At 53.1% G+C, this 21,629-nt stretch carries 20 protein-coding genes, 2 tRNA genes and 2 other RNA genes; 22 read left to right on the forward strand and 2 right to left on the reverse strand.

Annotation, left to right across the window (positions count from 1 at the left end; all coding sequences use genetic code 11):
* The first annotated feature begins 188 nt into the window (after positions 1-188).
* The 21 genes from sucA (at position 189) to pnuC (ending at position 18,620) form a co-directional block, all read left to right on the forward strand.
* On the forward strand, positions 189-2,996 hold the full coding sequence (gene sucA, locus HYQ67_RS11440) for a 2-oxoglutarate dehydrogenase E1 component (RefSeq protein WP_202303814.1): 2,808 nt from the start codon (positions 189-191) through the stop codon (positions 2,994-2,996).
* A gap of 14 nt (positions 2,997-3,010) precedes the next feature.
* Positions 3,011-4,237 carry a 2-oxoglutarate dehydrogenase complex dihydrolipoyllysine-residue succinyltransferase gene (gene odhB / locus HYQ67_RS11445; RefSeq protein WP_202303815.1) on the forward strand — a complete coding sequence of 409 codons (1,227 nt, stop codon included), beginning with the start codon at positions 3,011-3,013 and terminating at the stop codon, positions 4,235-4,237.
* A gap of 113 nt (positions 4,238-4,350) precedes the next feature.
* Positions 4,351-5,517, forward strand: coding sequence for an ADP-forming succinate--CoA ligase subunit beta (sucC, locus tag HYQ67_RS11450; protein WP_202303816.1), 1,167 nt, complete (start codon positions 4,351-4,353; stop codon positions 5,515-5,517).
* Positions 5,517-6,389 (forward strand): succinate--CoA ligase subunit alpha, encoded by an 873-nt coding sequence (gene sucD / locus HYQ67_RS11455; protein ID WP_202303817.1) that lies wholly within the window; start codon positions 5,517-5,519, stop codon positions 6,387-6,389. The genes sucC and sucD overlap by 1 nt, the downstream gene beginning before the upstream one ends.
* A gap of 808 nt (positions 6,390-7,197) precedes the next feature.
* A complete protein-coding gene (gene cydA / locus HYQ67_RS11460; protein WP_202303818.1) occupies positions 7,198-8,766 on the forward strand; it encodes a cytochrome ubiquinol oxidase subunit I in 1,569 nt (522 codons plus the stop codon).
* A gap of 15 nt (positions 8,767-8,781) precedes the next feature.
* Positions 8,782-9,921 carry a cytochrome d ubiquinol oxidase subunit II gene (gene cydB / locus HYQ67_RS11465; RefSeq protein WP_202303819.1) on the forward strand — a complete coding sequence of 380 codons (1,140 nt, stop codon included), beginning with the start codon at positions 8,782-8,784 and terminating at the stop codon, positions 9,919-9,921.
* A gap of 14 nt (positions 9,922-9,935) precedes the next feature.
* Entirely contained in the window at positions 9,936-10,049 is a 114-nt protein-coding gene (gene cydX, locus HYQ67_RS11470) for a cytochrome bd-I oxidase subunit CydX (RefSeq protein ID WP_202303820.1), read from the forward strand.
* The gene (ybgE, locus tag HYQ67_RS11475; RefSeq protein ID WP_202303821.1) at positions 10,049-10,342 is read left to right on the forward strand and encodes a cyd operon protein YbgE; all 294 of its coding nucleotides are present in this window, start codon (positions 10,049-10,051) and stop codon (positions 10,340-10,342) included. Before cydX ends, ybgE begins: the two co-directional genes overlap by 1 nt.
* 147 nt (positions 10,343-10,489) lie before the next feature.
* Entirely contained in the window at positions 10,490-10,894 is a 405-nt protein-coding gene (ybgC, locus tag HYQ67_RS11480; RefSeq protein WP_202303822.1) for a tol-pal system-associated acyl-CoA thioesterase, read from the forward strand.
* The gene (tolQ, locus tag HYQ67_RS11485; protein WP_202303823.1) at positions 10,891-11,577 is read left to right on the forward strand and encodes a Tol-Pal system protein TolQ; all 687 of its coding nucleotides are present in this window, start codon (positions 10,891-10,893) and stop codon (positions 11,575-11,577) included. The genes ybgC and tolQ overlap by 4 nt, the downstream gene beginning before the upstream one ends.
* A 10-nt stretch (positions 11,578-11,587) precedes the next feature.
* On the forward strand, positions 11,588-12,013 hold the full coding sequence (gene tolR, locus HYQ67_RS11490; protein ID WP_202303824.1) for a colicin uptake protein TolR: 426 nt from the start codon (positions 11,588-11,590) through the stop codon (positions 12,011-12,013).
* A gap of 28 nt (positions 12,014-12,041) precedes the next feature.
* Positions 12,042-13,241, forward strand: a complete 1,200-nt coding sequence (gene tolA, locus HYQ67_RS11495) for a cell envelope integrity protein TolA (protein WP_202303825.1) — start codon at positions 12,042-12,044, stop codon at positions 13,239-13,241.
* A gap of 124 nt (positions 13,242-13,365) precedes the next feature.
* Entirely contained in the window at positions 13,366-14,658 is a 1,293-nt protein-coding gene (tolB, locus tag HYQ67_RS11500; protein WP_202303826.1) for a Tol-Pal system beta propeller repeat protein TolB, read from the forward strand.
* A 25-nt stretch (positions 14,659-14,683) separates the two neighbouring features.
* Positions 14,684-15,205, forward strand: coding sequence for a peptidoglycan-associated lipoprotein Pal (gene pal, locus HYQ67_RS11505; protein ID WP_202303827.1), 522 nt, complete (start codon positions 14,684-14,686; stop codon positions 15,203-15,205).
* 9 nt (positions 15,206-15,214) lie between these two features.
* Positions 15,215-16,003 (forward strand): cell division protein CpoB, encoded by a 789-nt coding sequence (gene cpoB / locus HYQ67_RS11510; RefSeq protein WP_202303828.1) that lies wholly within the window; start codon positions 15,215-15,217, stop codon positions 16,001-16,003.
* 163 nt (positions 16,004-16,166) lie between these two features.
* Positions 16,167-16,242 (forward strand) — tRNA-Lys (locus HYQ67_RS11515).
* Positions 16,243-16,257: 15 nt separating this feature from the next.
* Positions 16,258-16,382, forward strand: a non-coding RNA gene (locus tag HYQ67_RS11520) — RtT sRNA.
* A gap of 45 nt (positions 16,383-16,427) precedes the next feature.
* A tRNA-Lys gene (locus HYQ67_RS11525) sits at positions 16,428-16,503 on the forward strand.
* Positions 16,504-16,517: 14 nt separating this feature from the next.
* Positions 16,518-16,642, forward strand: a non-coding RNA gene (locus HYQ67_RS11530) — RtT sRNA.
* A gap of 176 nt (positions 16,643-16,818) precedes the next feature.
* Positions 16,819-17,880, forward strand: a complete 1,062-nt coding sequence (gene nadA, locus HYQ67_RS11535) for a quinolinate synthase NadA (RefSeq protein ID WP_202303829.1) — start codon at positions 16,819-16,821, stop codon at positions 17,878-17,880.
* A gap of 23 nt (positions 17,881-17,903) precedes the next feature.
* On the forward strand, positions 17,904-18,620 hold the full coding sequence (gene pnuC, locus HYQ67_RS11540) for a nicotinamide riboside transporter PnuC (RefSeq protein WP_202303830.1): 717 nt from the start codon (positions 17,904-17,906) through the stop codon (positions 18,618-18,620).
* On the opposite strand, the gene zitB is transcribed toward pnuC, so the two are convergent.
* Complete coding sequence (gene zitB / locus HYQ67_RS11545; protein ID WP_202303831.1) at positions 18,621-19,553, reverse strand: CDF family zinc transporter ZitB; 933 nt, start codon at positions 19,551-19,553, stop codon at positions 18,621-18,623.
* A 121-nt stretch (positions 19,554-19,674) separates the two neighbouring features.
* A complete protein-coding gene (locus tag HYQ67_RS11550; protein ID WP_202303832.1) occupies positions 19,675-20,043 on the reverse strand; it encodes a YbgS-like family protein in 369 nt (122 codons plus the stop codon).
* 321 nt (positions 20,044-20,364) lie between these two features.
* On the opposite strand from HYQ67_RS11550, the gene aroG reads away from it, so the two are divergent.
* Complete coding sequence (gene aroG, locus HYQ67_RS11555; protein WP_202303833.1) at positions 20,365-21,417, forward strand: 3-deoxy-7-phosphoheptulonate synthase AroG; 1,053 nt, start codon at positions 20,365-20,367, stop codon at positions 21,415-21,417.
* Positions 21,418-21,629 lie beyond the last annotated feature (212 nt).

Below are 21,629 nucleotides of genomic sequence, written 5' to 3' on the forward strand. Positions count from 1 at the left end.
CGGCTCCCGGGACGGGAGCCATGCAGGAAATCTTTAAAAACTGCCATGTCGACAGTTTTTAAAGGTTCCTTCGCGGGCCGATTGACTACGGCAACAGGCCCGCTGAATGTGAACCCTGGAATGTGTACCAAACGTGTACGCTATAGTTATCCACGGCGAATAAGCAGATAAATGCTTAAGGGATCACGATGCAGAACGGCGAAATGAAAGCCTGGCTGGATTCCTCTTACCTGGCGGGTGCGAACCAGTCCTGGATAGAGCAGCTCTATGAAGACTTCTTAACCGATCCTGACTCTGTTGATGCGCACTGGCGCTCAATGTTCCAGCAGTTACCTGGAACCGGAGCCAGACCGGATCAATTCCATTCCAAAACACGTGATTATTTTCGTCGTCTGGCGAAGGATGCCTCACGTTACTCCACCGCGATTACCGATCCTGACACCGACGTTAAGCAGGTTAAAGTCCTGCAGCTGATTAACGCCTGGCGTTTCCGTGGGCATCAGGCGGCGAACCTCGATCCGCTGGGCTTGTGGCAACAGGATGCGGTGCCTGACCTTGATCCTGCTTTCCATAACCTGACGGAAACAGACCTGCAAGAAACCTTCAACGTCGGTTCTTTTGCCAGCGGCAAAGAGACGATGAAGCTTGCCGATCTGATTGCTGCCCTGAAGCAAACCTACGGCGGCTCTGTCGGTGCGGAATACATGCACATCACCAACACCGAAGAAAAACGCTGGATCCAACAGCGTATCGAATCGGTTGTGGGTCACTCCACCTTTAGCGTGGAAGAGAAAAAACGTTTCCTGAGCGAGCTGACCGCAGCCGAAGGTCTGGAGCGCTATCTCGGTGCGAAATTCCCCGGTGCAAAACGCTTCTCGCTGGAAGGCGGCGATGCATTAGTCCCCATGCTCAAAGAGATGATCCGCCATGCGGGTAAGAGCGGCACGCGTGAAGTGGTTCTGGGCATGGCACACCGTGGCCGCCTGAACGTCCTGATCAACGTGCTGGGTAAAAAGCCGCAGGATCTGTTCGACGAGTTCGCAGGTAAACATAAAGAGCACCTCGGCACCGGCGATGTGAAGTACCACATGGGCTTCTCATCGGATGTGGAAACCGAAGGGGGGCTGGTTCACCTGGCGCTGGCGTTTAACCCGTCGCACCTGGAAATCGTCAGCCCGGTGGTTATCGGTTCAGTGCGTGCGCGCCTTGATCGTCTGGAAAAACCAGGTATCAATCAGGTTCTGCCGATCACCATTCACGGTGACGCAGCGGTTGCCGGCCAGGGCGTTGTTCAGGAAACCCTGAACATGTCCAAGGCGCGTGGTTACGAAGTGGGCGGCACCGTTCGCATCGTTATCAACAACCAGATTGGTTTCACCACGTCCAACCCGCTGGATGCGCGCTCCACGCCATACTGTACCGATATCGGTAAGATGGTGATGGCGCCGATCTTCCACGTCAACGCTGACGACCCGGAAGCGGTAGCCTTCGTGACGCGTCTGGCGCTGGACTTCCGTAATACCTTTAAGCGCGACGTATTTATCGATCTGGTTTGTTACCGTCGCCATGGCCATAACGAAGCGGATGAGCCAAGCGCAACCCAGCCGGTGATGTACCAGAAAATCAAGAAACACCCGACGCCGCGTAAAATCTATGCGGACCGCCTGGAGCAGCAAAAGCTGGCCACGCTGGAAGATGCCACCGAAATGGTGAACCTCTACCGTGACGCGCTGGATGCCGGTGAATGCGTGGTGGAAGAATACCGCCCGATGAACATGCACTCCTTCACCTGGTCGCCATACCTCAATCATGAATGGGATGAAAGCTACCCGAATAAGGTTGAGATGAAGCGTCTGCAGGAGCTGGCTAAACGCATCAGCACGGCACCTGAAACCGTCGAACTCCAATCGCGCGTTGCTAAAATTTACAGCGACCGTCTGGACATGGCGAACGGCAACAAGAAATTTGACTGGGGTGCCGCTGAGAACCTGGCGTACGCCACGCTGGTTGACGAAGGCGTCTCTGTGCGTCTGTCCGGTGAAGATGCCGGTCGCGGTACGTTCTTCCACCGTCACGCTGTGATTCACAATCAGACCAACGGTTCGACCTACACGCCGCTGCAACACGTTCACAATAGCCAGGGCGAATTCAAAGTCTGGGACTCCGTGCTGTCTGAAGAAGCGGTACTGGCCTTTGAATACGGTTATGCCACCGCTGAGCCACGCACCCTGACCATCTGGGAAGCGCAGTTCGGTGACTTCGCCAACGGTGCGCAGGTGGTTATCGACCAGTTCATCAGCTCCGGCGAGCAGAAGTGGGGCCGTATGTGTGGCCTGGTGATGCTGCTGCCGCACGGTTACGAAGGGCAGGGACCAGAGCACTCCTCGGCACGTCTGGAACGTTACCTCCAGTTGTGTGCAGAGCAGAATATGCAGGTTTGTGTTCCTTCAACCCCGGCACAGGTTTACCACATGCTGCGTCGTCAGGCGCTGCGCGGTATGCGTCGTCCGCTGGTAGTGATGTCACCGAAATCTCTGCTGCGTCACCCGCTGGCGGTTTCCACGCTGGATGAACTGGCGAACGGCACCTTCCAGCCAGCCATTGGCGAAGTTGACGAGCTGGATCCCGCTGGCGTGAAACGCGTAGTACTGTGCTCCGGTAAGGTTTACTACGATCTGCTTGAGCAGCGTCGTAAGAACGATCAAAAAGATGTCGCGATTGTGCGCGTTGAGCAGCTCTATCCGTTCCCACACCAGGCGGTGCAGGAAGCGTTGAAGCCATTTGCTCACGTGCATGATTTTGTCTGGTGCCAGGAAGAGCCGCTTAACCAGGGCGCGTGGTACTGCAGCCAACACCACTTCCGCGAAGTGATTCCATTCGGATCTGCCCTGCGCTATGCAGGCCGTCCGGCCTCTGCCTCACCGGCAGTAGGGTATATGTCCGTTCACCAGAAACAGCAGCAAGATCTGGTTAATGACGCGCTGAACGTCGATTAATTAAAGGATAAAAAATGAGTAGCGTAGATATTCTTGTTCCTGACCTGCCTGAGTCCGTTGCCGATGCGACCGTTGCAACCTGGCATAAAAAACCGGGTGATACCGTTACCCGCGACGAAGTGCTGGTAGAAATCGAAACTGACAAAGTGGTACTGGAAGTACCGGCGTCGGCAGATGGTATTCTGGATGCGGTGCTGGAAGATGAAGGCACCACCGTGACTTCTCGTCAGATTCTGGGCCGCCTGCGCGAAGGCAACAGCTCCGGTAAAGAGACCTCGGCAAAAACAGAAAGCAAAGAGTCCACCCCGGCACAGCGCCAGCAGGCTTCCCTGGAAGACCAAAACAACGACGCGCTCAGCCCGGCAATTCGCCGTCTGATCGCCGAGCACTCCCTTGACGCCAGCGCTATTAAAGGCAGCGGCGTAGGCGGTCGTATCACCCGTGAAGATGTGGATAAGCATCTGACTCAGGCGAAAGCGGCGCAGCCAGCACAGGCTAAAGCAGAGGCAGAAAGCAAAGCACCGGTTGCACCACTGGCCGGCCGCAGCGAAAAACGTGTCCCTATGACTCGTCTGCGTAAACGTGTTGCAGAGCGTCTGCTGGAAGCGAAAAACTCCACCGCCATGCTCACCACCTTCAACGAAGTGAACATGAAGCCGATCATGGAACTGCGCAAGCAGTACGGTGAATCCTTCGAGAAACGTCACGGCGTGCGTCTGGGCTTCATGTCCTTCTACATTAAAGCGGTTGTTGAAGCGCTGAAACGCTACCCGGAAGTGAATGCTTCCATTGATGGCGATGATGTTGTTTACCATAACTACTTCGATGTGAGCATCGCGGTGTCCACGCCGCGCGGCCTGGTGACGCCAGTACTGCGTGATGTTGACACTCTCGGCATGGCTGATATCGAAAAACGCATCAAAGAGCTGGCTGTTAAAGGCCGTGACGGCAAGCTGACCGTGGAAGAGCTGATCGGTGGCAACTTCACCATCACTAACGGCGGCGTGTTCGGTTCCCTGATGTCTACCCCGATCATCAACCCGCCGCAGAGCGCGATCCTTGGGATGCACGCCATCAAAGATCGTCCAATGGCGGTCGACGGTAAAGTAGAGATCTTGCCAATGATGTACCTGGCGCTCTCCTACGATCACCGTCTGATCGACGGGCGTGAGTCCGTGGGCTATCTGGTGGCAATTAAAGAGCTGCTGGAAGACCCAACTCGTCTGCTGCTGGACGTGTAGTTGTAAAGCATCACCTGCCCTGTAGGCCGGATAAGCGTAGCGCCATCCGGCAAGAAACCGCACCGGTCTACAGGTTTGAAGATAACGATTACCCTGAAGGATGGATAGAACTCATGAACTTACACGAATATCAGGCGAAACAATTGTTTGCTCGGTATGGTTTACCGGCACCAGTCGGTTACGCCTGCACCACACCGCGTGAAGCCGAAGAAGCTGCCTCTAAAATTGGCGCAGGTCCGTGGGTGGTAAAATGTCAGGTTCATGCCGGTGGCCGCGGTAAAGCGGGCGGCGTGAAAGTGGTCAACAGCAAAGAAGACATTCGTGCTTTTGCTGAGCACTGGCTGGGCAAACGTCTGGTGACCTACCAGACAGACGCTAACGGCCAGCCGGTACACCAGATCCTGGTTGAAGCGGCGACCGACATTGATAAAGAGCTGTATCTGGGCGCGGTAGTTGACCGTAGCTCTCGTCGCGTGGTCTTCATGGCTTCCACCGAAGGCGGCGTGGAAATCGAGAAAGTTGCGGAAGAAACCCCACACCTGATTCATAAAGTTGCTCTTGATCCGCTGGCTGGCCCAATGCCGTACCAGGGACGCGAGCTGGCATTCAAACTGGGTCTGGAAGGTAAGCAGGTTCAGCAGTTCACTAAAATCTTCATGGGCCTGGCAAATATCTTCCTGGACCGTGACCTTGCGCTCATCGAAATCAACCCGCTGGTTATCACTAAGCAGGGCGATCTGATCTGCCTCGACGGCAAGCTGGGCGCGGATGGTAACGCACTGTTCCGCCAGCCAGAGCTGCGCGAAATGCGTGACCCAAGCCAGGAAGATGCTCGTGAGTCTCAGGCTGCACAGTGGGAGCTGAACTACGTTGCGCTGGATGGCAACATCGGCTGCATGGTTAACGGTGCGGGCCTGGCAATGGGCACCATGGACATCGTTAAGCTGCACGGCGGCGAACCGGCTAACTTCCTGGACGTTGGCGGCGGCGCAACCAAAGAGCGCGTGACCGAAGCATTCAAAATCATTCTGTCAGACGACAAAGTGAAAGCCGTTCTGGTTAACATTTTCGGCGGCATCGTGCGCTGCGACCTGATCGCAGACGGCATCATCGGTGCGGTTGCCGAAGTGGGCGTCAACGTGCCGGTCGTCGTTCGACTGGAAGGTAACAATGCCGAACTGGGCGCGAAGAAACTGGCCGACAGCGGTCTGAACATCATTGCAGCGAAAAGTCTGACGGATGCAGCACAGCAGGTTGTTGCTGCCGTGGAGGGGAAATAATGTCCATTTTGATCGATAAAAACACCAAGGTAATTTGCCAGGGCTTCACCGGCAGCCAGGGGACTTTCCACTCCGAGCAGGCGATTGCCTACGGTACGCAGATGGTTGGCGGCGTGACGCCAGGCAAAGGCGGTACTGAGCATCTGGGTCTGCCGGTCTTTAATACTGTGCGCGAAGCTGTAGACGCGACGGGGGCTACCGCCTCTGTAATTTACGTTCCGGCTCCGTTCTGCAAAGACTCTATTCTGGAAGCTATCGACGCGGGCATTAAGCTTATCATCACCATCACCGAAGGCATCCCGACGCTGGATATGCTGACCGTGAAGGTGAAGCTGGATGAAGCTGGCGTGCGCATGATTGGGCCAAACTGTCCGGGCGTTATCACCCCAGGCGAATGCAAAATCGGCATCATGCCGGGCCACATTCACCTGCCGGGCAAAGTGGGCATCGTTTCCCGCTCAGGGACGCTGACTTATGAAGCGGTTAAGCAGACTACAGATATCGGTCTGGGCCAGTCCACCTGTGTGGGCATCGGCGGTGACCCGATCCCAGGCTCTAACTTCATTGATATCCTGAAAATGTTCGAGGAAGATCCGAAGACGGAAGCCATCGTGATGATCGGTGAAATCGGCGGCAGCGCGGAAGAAGAAGCGGCAGCCTACATTAAAGATCACGTCACCAAGCCGGTTGTGGGTTATATCGCGGGTGTTACCGCGCCGAAAGGCAAGCGCATGGGCCACGCAGGTGCCATCATCGCAGGCGGTAAAGGTACGGCGGATGAGAAATTCGCAGCCCTGGAAGCCGCAGGCGTGAAAACCGTTCGCAGCCTTGCGGACATCGGCGAAGCGCTGAAAGCCATTCTGCCTCAGTAATCTTACTAATAATAAATGTTCGACATGGTTGGCCACCCTTTGGGTGGCCTTTTTTGTTTCTGGGAGTTCAGTGGAACAAAAATCCATCTATATCATCATTTTCTCCGCGTAATGGTCACCAGTTACCCATCTGAAACAGGTAGTTTGCCTGGTTTTTCATTGCGCTAACCCTATCAAAAGCAATGCTTTGTTAATTTATTTATTGCGAAAAGTAACCTGGTTGTAAATTTCATTTGTAAATAAGAGAACCTACAGGGAAATAGCGTGAGATGATTAACAGCCGTGGAAACGCGGGTGGCGAAAAATGGTATTCGAACCATAGTTGAGATGAATAGCATTTATTTCTGCCTGGCCGGAAATTCTTAACTTTGGCGCAGGTTTAAAAACACCTTATTAACAATGCGTTTACCAATACTTCCTAAAATAAACGTAATTAACAAGGCTTGAATAAATTGCGCCAGATCAATATCTAAGGCTGGCGTGCAGGGCTACAAAAGGGGTAAATTGTCGCGGATCAAAGTAGCGGGATCACGACATTTTCGCTATAAATTGATCACTGTCGAGAAACGTAAAAAACCCTTAGCAAATACCTATTTATCGTAAGGGAATTGCAGGGTAATATATTTGCGGATTATTTTAGGCTTTTATTAACGTATTTGTAACCTTTCACCTTTTGTCGTCACATTTGAATGAAATGTGAGGGCAAAGAGAAGTCTGGAAGCGAATGTTTTTGTATTAGGGCATGCGTTGTGGTGCGTCATACGGCGAACCACGGTCGGAGTCTTCATGCGAAGAGCAAGGAGTCAAGATGTTTGATATTGTCGAGCTATCGCGCTTACAGTTTGCCTTGACCGCGATGTACCACTTCCTGTTTGTGCCGCTGACGCTGGGTATGGCGTTCCTGCTGGCCATCATGGAAACGGTTTACGTCCTGTCAGGTAAACAAATTTATAAAGATATGACCAAGTTCTGGGGCAAGTTGTTTGGTATCAACTTTGCGCTGGGTGTGGCTACTGGTTTAACCATGGAGTTCCAGTTCGGGACTAACTGGTCTTACTATTCACACTATGTGGGCGACATTTTTGGTGCGCCTCTGGCTATTGAAGGCCTGATGGCATTCATGCTTGAGTCCACATTCGTTGGTCTGTTCTTCTTCGGCTGGGATCGCCTGGGTAAAGTTCAACACATGGCGGTGACCTGGCTGGTAGCATTAGGCTCCAACCTTTCCGCATTGTGGATTCTGGTGGCGAACGGCTGGATGCAAAACCCGATCGCTTCCGACTTCAACTTCGAAACTATGCGCATGGAGATGGTTAGCTTCTCCGAACTGGTGCTTAACCCGGTCGCTCAGGTGAAATTCGTTCACACTGTGGCAGCAGGTTACTGTACTGGCGCAATGTTTATCCTCGGCATCAGCTCTTACTATCTGCTAAAAGGGCGTGACACAGCATTCGCAAAACGTTCCTTCGCCATCGCGGCAAGCTTCGGCATGGCGGCGGTGTTGTCCGTTATCGTGCTGGGTGATGAGTCTGGCTATGAAATGGGTGACGTGCAGAAAACCAAGCTGGCCGCGATTGAAGCGGAGTGGGAAACCCAACCGGCTCCGGCCTCCTTTACGCTGTTTGGTATTCCCGATCAGGATAAGCAGGAAAACCATCTGTCCATCCAGATCCCTTATGCACTGGGTATCATCGCAACGCGCTCTGTCGATAAACCTGTGACGGGTCTGAAAGACCTTCTGGTACAGCACGAAGAACGTATTCGTAATGGTATGAAGGCTTACAGTCTGCTTGAGCAACTGCGCTCCGGCTCAGCCGATCAGTCCGTTCGTGATGACTTCAATGCGATTAAGAAAGATCTTGGCTATGGCCTGTTGCTGAAACGCTATACCCCGAACGTCACGGACGCGACGGAAGAGCAGATTCAGCAAGCCACCAAAGACTCAATCCCACGCGTTGCGCCGCTGTACTTCGCGTTCCGTATCATGGTGGCGTGCGGCATCCTGATGCTGTTCATCATCGGCGTCTCCTTCTGGACGGTTTGTCGTAACCGTATCGGTGAGAAAAAATGGCTGCTCCGTGCCGCGCTGTACGGTCTGCCTCTGCCATGGATTGCAGTAGAAACCGGCTGGTTCGTTGCCGAGTATGGTCGTCAACCCTGGGCGATTGGTGAAGTACTACCGACCGCTGTGGCGAACTCGTCACTGACGGCGGGCGACCTCATCTTCTCAATGTTGCTGATTTGCGGTCTGTACACGCTGTTCCTGGTGGCGGAACTGTTCCTGATGTTCAAGTTTGCTCGCCTTGGGCCGAGCAGCCTGAAAACAGGGCGCTACCATTACGAACAGTCTACTGTGGCTACTCAGCCGGTACGCTAAGACAGGAGTCGTCAAATGTTAGATTATGAAGTATTGCGTTTTATCTGGTGGCTGTTGATTGGCGTACTGCTGATTGGCTTTGCAGTGACCGATGGGTTCGACATGGGGGTGGGGATGCTGTCACGCATCATCGGCCGCACCGATGTTGAACGTCGTATCATGGTTAACTCCATCGCACCACACTGGGACGGCAACCAGGTCTGGCTCATCACCGGGGCTGGCGCACTGTTTGCCGCCTGGCCAATGGTTTACGCTGCGGCGTTCTCCGGCTTCTACATAGCGATGATTCTGGTACTGGCTTCTTTGTTCTTCCGCCCGGTGGGTTTCGACTACCGTTCGAAGATCGAAGACGTGCGCTGGCGTGGCATGTGGGACTGGGGCATCTTCATCGGTAGCTTCGTGCCGCCGTTGGTCATCGGCGTGGCGTTCGGCAACCTGCTGCAGGGCGTGCCGTTCCATTTAGATGAGTATCTGCGCCTGTACTACACCGGCAATTTCTTCCAGCTGCTGAATCCGTTTGGTCTGCTGGCCGGTATCGTGAGCGTGACTATGATCCTGACTCAGGGGGCGACTTATCTGCAGATGCGTACGGTGGGTGAGCTTCACCTGCGTTCACGCACTGCAGCGCAAATCGCCGCGCTGGTCATGATGGTCTGCTTCGCACTGGCTGGTGTCTGGGTGATGTACGGCATTGATGGTTACGTGGTGACCTCCGAGCTGAACCATCACGCGGCTTCGAATCCGCTGACTAAAGAAGTCGCTCGTCAGGCTGGTGCCTGGATGGTGAACTTCAATAACATGCCGATTCTGTGGCTCGTCCCTGCACTGGGTGTGGTTCTGCCTCTGTTTACGATTCTGATGTCGCGTCTTGAGAAAGGTGCCATGGCGTTCGTGTTCTCATCACTGACCGTGGCCTGCGTTATCCTGACTGCCGGTATTGCTATGTTCCCGTTCGTGATGCCTTCCAGCACCATGATGAACGCTAGCCTCACTATGTGGGATGCAACATCAAGCCAGCTGACGCTGAACGTAATGGTTTATGCCGCTGCGGTATTTGTTCCGATCATTCTTATCTACACCAGCTGGTGTTACTGGAAGATGTTCGGTCGAATCACCAAAGAGCATATCGAAAGCAACACCCACTCTCTGTACTAAGTAAGGAGCTGATTATGTGGTACTTTGCATGGATTCTGGGAACGCTGCTTGCCTGTGCGTTTGGCATCATTACCGCCCTTGCGCTTGAGCATGTGGAAGCATCGAAAGCCGGTAAAGAAGAAAGCTGATGGAAGCAGTTATCGCAAAGTTATATGCGGTAATGGATAAGAGCCCTTTAAGGGCTCTTTCCTTGATCATGGCCCTGGCGCTGGCCGGCTGTATCTTCTGGGACCCATCGCGCTTCGCCGCAAAGACCAGTGAACTGGCTATCTGGCACGGTTTTTTGTTGATGTGGGCGGTATGCGCAGGCGTGATTCATGGCGTGGGTTTTCGTCCCCGTAAGGCTCTTTGGCAGGGGCTTTTTTGCCCGCTCATTGCGCAGTTGACGCTGCTGGCAGGACTCCTCTTCTTCTTCGCCTGAAGCCCGCGTAAAAACATCTTTGTTTACCCAATATTTATAGGCTTTAACAAGCCTATAAATATTTACCTATCGTTTAATACAACCCATTCCCAACCCTCATCCTCTTGCGTATAGTAGCAACGTTCAAATGCACTACCGGGATGTAAAGTGAGTACAACGCCGTTTCGATGGCCGGTTCGTGTCTACTATGAAGACACGGATGCCGGCGGTGTGGTTTACCACGCCAGCTATGTTGCTTTTTATGAAAGAGCACGCACTGAGATGCTGCGCCAGCACCACTTTCACCAGCAGGATTTGCTGGCGGAGCGCATCGCCTTTGTCGTTCGCAGGATGACCGTTGATTATCTTGCGCCTGCCCGACTTGACGATTTACTCGAAATCCAAAGTGAAATTACATCGATGCGCGGCACCTCTTTGGTGTTTACGCAGCGAATAGTCAACGCTGAAGGGCGGGTCCTGAACGAAGCTGAGGTCCTGGTCGTTTGTGTTGATCTTCTCTCAATGAAGCCTCGTGCGCTTCCCAAGTCTATTGTCGCGGAGTTCAAGCAGTGACTGACATGAATATCCTTGATTTGTTCCTGAAGGCAAGCCTTCTGGTCAAATTCATCATGTTGATTTTGATTGGTTTTTCCATTGCATCATGGGCAATCATCATTCAGCGTACGCGCATCCTCAATACCGCCACCCGCGAAGCGGAAGCGTTTGAAGATAAGTTCTGGTCGGGTATTGAATTGTCCCGTCTGTATCAGGAAAGTCAGGGTCGCCGTGACAACCTTGCTGGGTCTGAGCAAATTTTCTATTCGGGTTTCAAAGAGTTTGCCCGCCTGCATCGTGCGAATACCCATGCCCCGGAAGCGGTGGTAGACGGGGCCGCGCGCGCAATGCGTATTTCAATGAGCCGTGAACTCGAAACGCTTGAAACACATATTCCCTTCCTTGGCACCGTGGGTTCCATCAGTCCTTACATCGGCCTGTTTGGTACGGTCTGGGGGATCATGCACGCCTTTATCGCACTGGGCGCGGTGAAACAAGCAACGTTGCAGATGGTTGCACCAGGCATTGCAGAAGCACTGATCGCCACCGCGATTGGTCTGTTTGCTGCCATTCCAGCGGTGATGGCGTACAACCGTCTGAACCAGCGTGTGAACAAACTGGAATTGAATTACGACAACTTCATGGAAGAGTTCACGGCTATCCTGCACCGTCAGGCTTTTACCAGCAGCGATAAGCAGTAAGGGGTAAGTCATGGCCAGACGTGCACGTGGTCGTCGCGAACTAAAGTCAGAAATCAACATCGTACCTTTACTGGACGTGTTGCTGGTGCTGTTGCTGATCTTCATGGCAACCGCCCCAATCATCACCCAGAGCGTAGAGGTAGACCTGCCGGATGCGACAGATTCGCAGACGGTAAGCAGTAACGATGAGCCGCCGGTCATTATTGAAGTCTCCGGGGTAGGGCAGTACAGCGTGGTGGTTGAGAAAGATCGTATGGATCAATTACCTGCTGAGCAAGTTGTTGCTGAAGCACAGCGTCGCCTGCAGGCAAATCCGAAAACGGTCTTTTTGATCGGTGGTGCGAAAGATGTTCCGTATGAAGAGATCATCAAAGCGCTGAACCTGTTGCACAGTGCGGGCGTGAAATCCGTCGGCCTGATGACGCAGCCAATCTGATCTACCTCGCTATATTTGGGAACCGAGAGTGTCAAAGGCAACCACAGAAAACGATAAGCTCAAACGCGCGATAATCGTCTCAGTGATTCTGCATATCATCCTGATTGCGATCCTGATATGGAGCTCGTTTGACGAACACATTGACGCCAGTGCTGGTGGCGGTGGTGGCTCGGCTATTGATGCCGTCATGGTCGACCCTGGCGCCGTAGTGCAGCAATATAATCGTCAGCAGCAGCAGCAGGCGAGCAGTAAACGAGCGGCTGAGCAACGCGAAAAGCAGGCGCAGCAGCAGGCAGAAGAGCTTCAGGAGAAACAGGCTGCCGAACAACAGCGTCTGAAAGCACTGGAAAAAGAGCGTCTGGAAGCGCAGGAACAAGCGAAGCAGCAGGCCAGTCAACAGAAACAGGCGCAGCAAGCGGCAAAAGAAGCCCAGGAACAGCAGAAGCAGGCGGAAGCCGCGGCGGCGAAAGCCAAAGCAGATGCTAAAGCTCAGGCTGATGCTCAGGCGAAAGCGGCTGCTGATGCACAGAAAAAAGCGGCGGAAGAGGCAGCGAAGAAAGCCGCCGCCGCCGAGAAAAAAGTAGCGGCTGCTGAAGCTGCCGCTGCGGCCAAAAAGGCACAGCAGGAAGCGGAAAAGAAAGCTCAGCAAGATGCCGAGAAGAAAGCCGCTGCTGAAGCCGCGAAAAAAGAGGCCGCCGCCGAAAAAGCTGCCTCCGAAAAAGCCGCTGCTGATAAGGCTGCCGCGGCAAAAGCTGCCGCAGATAAAAAAGCCGCGGCTGATGCGAAGAAAAAGGCCGCCGCCGAGAAAGCCGCCGCCGATAAGGCTGCAGCAGAAGGTGTTGACGATCTCTTTGGCGACCTCAGTTCAGGTAAGAATGCACCGAAAACCGGTGGTGGGGCGAAAGGTAACGGGCAGCCAGCGAAAGACAGTGGTACAAGTGGGGCTAATGGCGGCGCGACAGGTGCTGAGATCAGCGCTTATGCAAAGCAAATTCAGGTAGCAATCCAAAGCCGTCTCTATGATTCAAGTCTTTATGCAGGTAAACGGTGCGAATTGCACATTAGCCTTGGACCTGATGGAACCTTAAAAAGCATCACACCTGAAGGAGGCGACCCTGCTCTCTGTCAGGCAGCGTTAACGGCAGCGAAAACTGCTAATATTCCTAAACCGCCAAGCCAGGCTGTTTATGAAAAGATTAAAAATGCCACGCTAGACTTCAAACTGTGATTTAACAGCTGAAGTTTAAGATATGGCTACCATGAGCCACAGGGTTTTGATAGTTTTGTGTATTTGGGTTTGTTAAAATTCTGCTAAATTATCGTGGGCTTTGGGTCCGGATAAGGGAGATATGATGAAGCAGGCATTTCGAGTAGCATTAAGTTTCTTGATGCTGTGGGCAGCGGTGCTGCACGCAGAAGTTCGTATTGAGATCACACAAGGTGTGGACTCAGCACGTCCGATTGGTGTGGCGCCGTTTAAATGGGCAGGCCCAGGTGCGGCACCTGAAGATATCGGTGGCATCGTTGCCGCTGACTTACGTAACAGTGGCAAATTTAATCCGCTGGATCGTGCCCGTTTACCGCAGCAGCCTGGTTCCGCTCAGGAAGTGCAGCCGGCAGCCTGGACCGCTTTAGGGATTGATGCTGTTGTTGTCGGCCAGGTTACACCAAACGGTGACGGTAGCTATACCGTGGCTTACCAATTGGTTGATACCTCAGGCGCGCCGGGTACAGTTCTGGCTCAGAACTCCTACAAAGTTAACAAACAGTGGCTGCGCTATGCCGGCCATACCGCCAGCGACGAAGTATTTGAAAAGCTGACGGGGATTAAAGGCGCATTCCGCACTCGTATCGCTTACGTGGTGCAGACCAACGGCGGCCAGTTCCCTTACGAACTGCGTGTGTCTGATTACGATGGCTACAACCAGTTTGTGGTTCACCGTTCTCCACAGCCGTTGATGTCTCCGTCCTGGTCACCAGACGGCAGCAAGCTGGCTTACGTCACGTTTGAAAGCGGCCGCTCTGCTCTGGTTATTCAGACTCTGGCAAACGGAGCTGTGCGTCAGGTGGCTTCTTTCCCACGCCACAATGGTGCACCGGCGTTCTCTCCAGACGGCACTAAACTGGCCTTTGCTCTGTCTAAGACCGGTAGCCTGAATCTGTACGTGATGGATATTGGTTCAGGCCAGATCCGCCAGATTACAGATGGCCGTAGTAACAACACGGAGCCGACCTGGTTCCCGGACAGCCAGAACCTGGCCTATACCTCCGATCAGGCAGGTCGCCCGCAAATTTATAAAATTAATGTCAACGGCGGTGCGCCGCAGCGTCTGTCCTGGGAAGGTAACCAGAACCAGAATGCTGATGTCAGTACCGACGGTAAGTTTATGGTAATGGTGAGCTCCGCTAGCGGTCAGCAGCACATTGCCAAACAGGATCTGGTAGCGGGTGGCGTACAAACTTTATCGTCAACGTTGCTGGATGAAACGCCAAGTCTGGCACCTAACGGCACTATGGTAATCTACAGCTCTTCTCAGGGGATGGGATCCGTGCTGAATCTGGTCTCAACAGATGGGCGTTTCAAAGCGCGTCTTCCGGCAACCGATGGTCAGGTGAAATCTCCTGCCTGGTCGCCGTATCTGTGATAATAAAATCTAAAGGATCAAAGAAATGCAACTGAACAAAGTGCTGAAAGGGCTGATGATTGCTCTGCCTGTTATGGCTGTCGCGGCATGTTCTTCTAACAAGAACGCGAGCAACGAGAGCGGTGAAGGCATGCTGGGTGCCGGCACTGGTATGGACGCTAACGGTCAAGGCGGTAACATGTCTTCCGAAGAGCAGGCACGTCTGCAAATGCAACAGCTGCAGCAGAACAACATCGTTTACTTCGGTCTGGACAAGTACGATGTGAGCTCTGAATTCGCTGCAATGCTGGATGCACACGCTAACTTCTTGCGTAGCAACCCATCTTACAAAGTGACCGTAGAAGGTCATGCGGACGAACGTGGTACCCCGGAATACAACATCTCCCTGGGCGAGCGTCGTGCTACTGCCGTTAAGATGTACCTGCAGGGTAAAGGCGTTTCTGCAGATCAGATCTCCATCGTTTCTTACGGTAAAGAAAAACCTGCAGTACTGGGCCATGACGAAGCGGCTTATGCCAAAAACCGTCGTGCCGTACTGGTTTACTAAGAGAATTGCATGAGCAGTAACTTCAGACATCACTTGTTGAGTCTGTCGTTACTGGTTGGCATAGCGGCCCCCTGGGCCGCTTTTGCTCAGGCGCCAATCAGTAGTGTCGGCTCAGGCTCGGTCGAAGACCGTGTCACTCAACTCGAGCGTATTTCTAACGCTCACAGTCAGCTTTTAACCCAACTCCAGCAACAGCTCTCCGATAACCAACGTGATATTGATTCCCTGCGCGGTCAGATTCAGGAAAACCAGTATCAGCTGAACCAGGTGGTAGAGCGACAGAAGCAGATTCTGCTGCAATTAGATGGCCTCAGCAACGGCGGTGCCGCCGCGGGTCAGGCTACTGGAGCAGACCAGGCGACAGCAACGCCTGATGCAGGAGCGTCCACAAGCGCACCTGCGACGGCGGCTCCTGTGCAGGGTGGCGACGCAAACAGCGACTACAATGCTGCCATTGCCCTGGTTCAGGACAAATCTCGTCAGGATGACGCCATTGCGGCCTTCCAGAACTTCGTGAAGAAGTATCCGGATTCAACTTACCAGCCTAACGCGAATTACTGGCTGGGTCAGCTGAACTACAACAAAGGGAAAAAGGACGACGCGGCCTATTATTTTGCCTTTGTGGTGAAAAATTATCCGAAGTCGCCAAAAGCCCCTGATGCCATGTACAAAGTCGGGCTGATCATGCAGGACAAAGGCGATACCGCGAAAGCGAAAGCCGTCTATCAGCAGGTGATCAAACAGTTCCCAAATACCGACGGTGCAAAGCAGGCGCAAAAGCGTCTGAATGCAATGTAATGCTTGCGGCCTGACCAGATATCGCTGTTTTTCTGGTCTTGCCGCGCGATTACTAAGCAGTTAAGTGAAATGTTCAAAATTGTTGTTGCGTCAAAATCTTAAATCAGTAATATATGCCGCCGTTGCCGGGGGTAAACAAACAAACCGGAAATGACACGAAAATGGGTCGTTAGCTCAGTTGGTAGAGCAGTTGACTTTTAATCAATTGGTCGCAGGTTCGAATCCTGCACGACCCACCATTTTCAAATTGAAATACGATTAGTGAAGCGTGAAGGGTTTGAACCTGCAGCAGGTTCGAGTGGAGCGAAGCGACACAGCGTTGCGCAGCAACGACCCGAAGGGTGAGGCTAAAGGCCGAATCATCCTGCACGACCCACCATCCTTTCGATGGTAAAAAGTTGTAGTAAGCAGTAACCGCATAGCGGGGGCGTTAGCTCAGTTGGTAGAGCAGTTGACTTTTAATCAATTGGTCGCAGGTTCGAATCCTGCACGCCCCACCATCTTTTAGATGGAATGCATATGTGAAGCGTGAAGGGTTTGAACCTGCAGCAGGTTCGAGTGGAGCGAAGCGACACAGCGTTGCGCAGCAACGACCCGAAGGGTGAGGCCAAAGGCCGAATCATCCAGTATTACCTACCAAATTCAGACAAAGGCGCCTTACAGGCGCCTTTGTTGTTTTTCTCCTTTAAATTCCCCACGACAAATCCCTCATAATTGGCTATCTTGTTTAGCATATAAAACAATCTTCGCCGAAAGTGGCTTGCAGAAGCCCGGATTGCGTAGATTTTGTTAAGCCCGCAAAACGAGATTGCCTGATGAGCGTGATGTTCGATCCACAAGCAGCGATTTATCCCTTCCCTCCAAAGCCGAAGCCACTTAGCGTCGACGAAAAGCAGTACTATCGCGAAAAAATCAAGCGTCTGCTTAAAGAGCGCAATGCGGTGATGGTCGCTCACTATTACACCGATCCTGAAATCCAGTCTCTGGCGGAAGAAACGGGCGGCTGTATTTCTGATTCGCTGGAGATGGCGCGCTTTGGGGCCAATCATCCCGCTAAGACACTTCTGGTTGCTGGCGTGCGTTTTATGGGGGAGACAGCGAAAATCCTTAGCCCGGAAAAGACGGTTCTCATGCCGACGCTGAACGCCGAGTGTTCTCTGGATCTCGGGTGTCCTGTTGAGGAGTTCAGCGCCTTCTGCGACCAGCACCCTGACCGCACCGTCGTGGTCTATGCTAATACTTCAGCTGCGGTTAAGGCCCGAGCGGACTGGGTTGTCACTTCAAGTATTGCCGTTGAGCTGATTGAGCATCTGGACAGCCTGGGTGAGAAAATTATCTGGGCACCGGATCGCCATCTTGGCAACTACGTGCAAAAACAGACCGGGGCAGATGTCCTGTGCTGGCAGGGTGCGTGCATTGTACATGACGAGTTTAAAACACAGGCGCTGGGGCGCATGAAGGCACTCTATCCTGATGCAGCCGTGCTGGTGCACCCGGAATCACCGCAGGCGATAGTCGATATGGCAGACGCGGTGGGGTCTACCAGCCAGCTGATTGCAGCCGCACAGACCTTGCCTAACCGGCAGCTGATAGTGGCGACCGACCGTGGGATCTTCTATAAAATGCAGCAGGCGTGTCCGGGTAAAGAATTGCTCGAAGCGCCAACGGCAGGCGAAGGCGCAACGTGCCGCACCTGCGCGCATTGCCCGTGGATGGCAATGAACGGCCTTAAAGCCATCGCAGAGGGGCTGGAGCAGGGCGGAGCGGCTCACGAGATTCATGTGGACGCCGCGTTGCGTGAGGGGGCTCTGGTGCCGCTTAACCGGATGCTGGACTTTGCCGCCGAACTGCGACGTTCGATTAAAGGCAACGCGTAAGGACATTACGCTCAGGGGAAAATATGGATTTTTTTAGCACGCAGAACATTCTGGTCCACATCCCGATTGGGGCCGGGGGCTACGATTTATCATGGATTGAAGCGGTAGGCACGCTGGCCGGTTTGCTCTGTATCTGGCTGGCCAGCCTCGAGAAAATCAGCAATTACGCGTTTGGCTTAGTGAACGTCACGCTCTTTGCCATTATCTTCTTTCAAATCCAGCTATACGCCAGCCTGCTGTTACAGCTGTTCTTCTTCGTAGCGAACATTTATGGCTGGTATGCCTGGTCACGGCAAACCAACGATAACGAAACGGCGCTGCGCATTCGCTGGCTGCCGCTACCTAAAGCAATTGCCTGGCTTACAGTGTGTGTAGGGGCCATTGGTTTGATGACGATATTCATCGATCCCGTGTTTGCTTTCCTTACCCGCATCGCCGTTAACGTCATGAACGGGCTTGGCATGAACGTCACCATGCCGGAACTGCAGCCGGATGCTTTCCCGTTCTGGGACTCCTGCATGATGGTCTTGTCCATCGTGGCAATGATACTGATGACGCGCAAATACGTTGAGAACTGGCTCCTCTGGGTGGTGATTAACGTGATTAGCGTGGTGATATTCGCAAGGCAGGGCGTTTACGCTATGTCGCTGGAGTATATGCTGCTGACGTTTATCGCGCTGAACGGGAGCCGGATGTGGATTAAAAGCGCGCGGGAAAGAGGCTCCCACGCGCTGTCCTGATCAATGATGATGGTGAGCATGGCCGCTATGGTCGTGCTCATTTAAATCGCAGTTTGGCCCTTCGCAGGGCTGATATTCCATCTGCACCGTGGCATGTTCAATCTGATATTCATGAGCCAGGAAATGATGAATCCTGCCCAATAGCGCGTCGTGATCGTGTGGGGGGATCACCTGGACATGGAGTGTTATCAGCGGTTTTTCGCCCACCAGCCAGAGGTGAACATGGTGTACATTGCGCACTTCAGGAATACTGCGCGAAAGTTTTCGCTTCAGCGATTCAATATCAATTGCGCCAGGTGCCCCTTCCAGCAGCTCGTTCACGCTCTCTTTCAGCAGGCTCCAGGCACTGCGCAACACTAAGCATGACACCAGAACCGAGAGTATGGGGTCAATCGGCGTCCAGCCGGTCCACATAATCACCAGGGCGGCAATTATCGCCCCAACGGAACCCAGTAAATCCCCCATCACATGCAGTGCGGCAGCGCGAACGTTCAGGTTTTTCTCTTCACTCCCCCGATGCAGGATCCAGAAAGAGGCAATATTTGCCGCCAGCCCGGCAAACGCCACGATTAGCATCATGCCGCCTGCGACCGGCTGGGGCTGATAGAAGCGCTGTATCGCCTCCCAGACTATTAAGATAGTAATGACAACCAGCGCAATGGCGTTCACAAAGGCAGCGAGCGTGGTCAGGCGGAGCCAGCCAAAAGTGTGGCGTGCATTAGGCGGGCGGCGAGCAAACTGCACGGCGACAAGCGCAACCAGCAAAGCGGCGGCATCGGTGAGCATATGCCCGGCGTCGGCCAGCAGCGCCAGGGAGCCGGAAACTAACCCACCAATGATTTCGGCGACCATAAAAAGCGCGGTGACCGCGAATGCCCAGAACAGGCGTCTGGCGTTAGAATCCTGAGGAGTATGTGAATGTGACTGAGCCATGTCATTCCGCAAGCAGAGTTAGCAATGCGGTAATTATAACCCTGTCTCGTTCAACCTCTTGAATATAATCTCATAAAAAAGGAGAGCCTCAGCTCTCCCGTTGATTCCTGATACAGCCAGGTTACTGGGTGGTACCGTCAGTTTTGGTATCCACGTCGCTCCCGCTACCGGTTTCAACTTTTTTGTTCATATCCGGACAGCGGCCATCTTTGCACATGGTATTTTTATGGATCTCTTCTTTCGACATAGTGTCGCCTGACATCGAACTGTTGTTGTCCGGATGCAGCATGGTGCCGGAGTGATTGACATCGTTCCCATCCACGCCTTTTGGCGCGACATTTTGATGGGCATCCGGCGCGACCTGGCCTGCTTCAGCGCTTGAGTTAGCCTGGCCATTATTTTGGCCCGCTGAATTGCTATCCGCAGCCAGAGCTGCACCGCTTGCGACAGAGAGTGTTGCTGTTAAGAAAAGAGTGGCGAATTTATTCATCTTTGTGCTCCTGTTCTGTTCGTTATTGCTGGATAACTTTTCCAACAGTGCAAAAAACTATGGCGATCCACCCCGTTAAGGCAGAAAGAAATATCGATTACAGATATGTGATCAGAATACAATTTTGAAGAACTGACATTTTTCAGAGTTAACATTAAAAATTGTAGCCCCGATCTCGCTTTTAGCCATGTTTTGCCGCTTAAAGAGGCGATTCCAGGAATATTCCACCTGGAGTGTAAAAGCCCGTTTACACTTCAGGCGTGACGAGATAGATTGAAGGGATTGCTAATCTAATAAATTGTCTACTTCCCCGGAATTATCATGAATTATCAGAACGACGACTTACGCATCAAAGAAATCAATGAACTCCTGCCGCCCGTAGCCCTGTTAGAAAAATTCCCGGCTACCGAAAAAGCAGCCCAGACGGTTTCACAGGCTCGCAGCGCGATCCATAAAATCCTCAAAGGTAATGATGACCGCCTTCTGGTGGTGATCGGTCCTTGCTCTATTCACGATATTAAAGCTGCAAAAGAGTATGGCGCACGCCTGCTGACGTTACGCGATGAGCTGAAAGGTGAGCTGGAAGTCGTGATGCGCGTCTACTTTGAAAAGCCGCGTACGACCGTAGGCTGGAAAGGGCTGATTAACGATCCGCACATGGACAGCAGCTATCAAATTAACGAAGGGCTGCGTACTGCCCGTAAACTCCTGCTGGATATCAATGATTCTGGCCTGCCTGCGGCGGGTGAGTTCCTGGATATGATTACGCCGCAGTACCTTGCAGATTTGATGAGCTGGGGCGCAATTGGCGCACGCACCACGGAGTCGCAGGTTCACCGTGAACTGGCATCCGGTTTGTCCTGCCCGGTTGGCTTCAAAAACGGTACCGACGGCACCATGAAAGTCGCTATCGATGCGATCAACGCGGCGGGCGCACCGCACTGCTTCCTGTCCGTTACCAAGTGGGGCCATTCAGCTATCGTTAACACCAGCGGCAACGGCGACTGCCATATCATATTGCGCGGTGGCAAAGAGCCAAACTACAGCGCGGCGCATGTTGCTCAGGTTAAACAAGATTTAGCCAAAGCGGGTCTGCCTGCCCAGGTGATGATCGATTTCAGCCATGCCAACAGCAGCAAGCAATTTAAGAAGCAGATGGAAGTGGGCGAGGACGTTTGCCAGCAGATTTCAGGTGGTGATAAAGCCATTACCGGCGTGATGATCGAGAGTCATCTCGTTGAAGGGAATCAGAACCTGGAGAGCGGCGAGCCGCTGGTCTACGGCAAAAGCGTCACCGATGCCTGCATCGGCTGGGAAGATACCGAAGTGATTCTGCGTCAGCTGGCTGCGGCAGTAAAAGCCCGTCGCGGTTAAGTCGGTCAGCGGCAACAAAAAAGGCGTGGATTGCTCCACGCCTCAGACTGATGACAGACTCATACCGATTGAAATTCGAAAAGATCTCACCGAATAAACAACAAGGAAAATCAAGTCATTGATTTTCGGCTGCTAACCACAAAGAAGGAAAAACCACGCTTTTTCCTTCTTTGCCAGCAATCTAAGGCGTAGATTGCTCCACGCCTTTTTTA

This window comes from Dryocola clanedunensis subsp. sulfonylureivorans, from assembly GCF_016756775.1.
GTDB lineage: Bacteria > Pseudomonadota > Gammaproteobacteria > Enterobacterales > Enterobacteriaceae > Dryocola > Dryocola clanedunensis.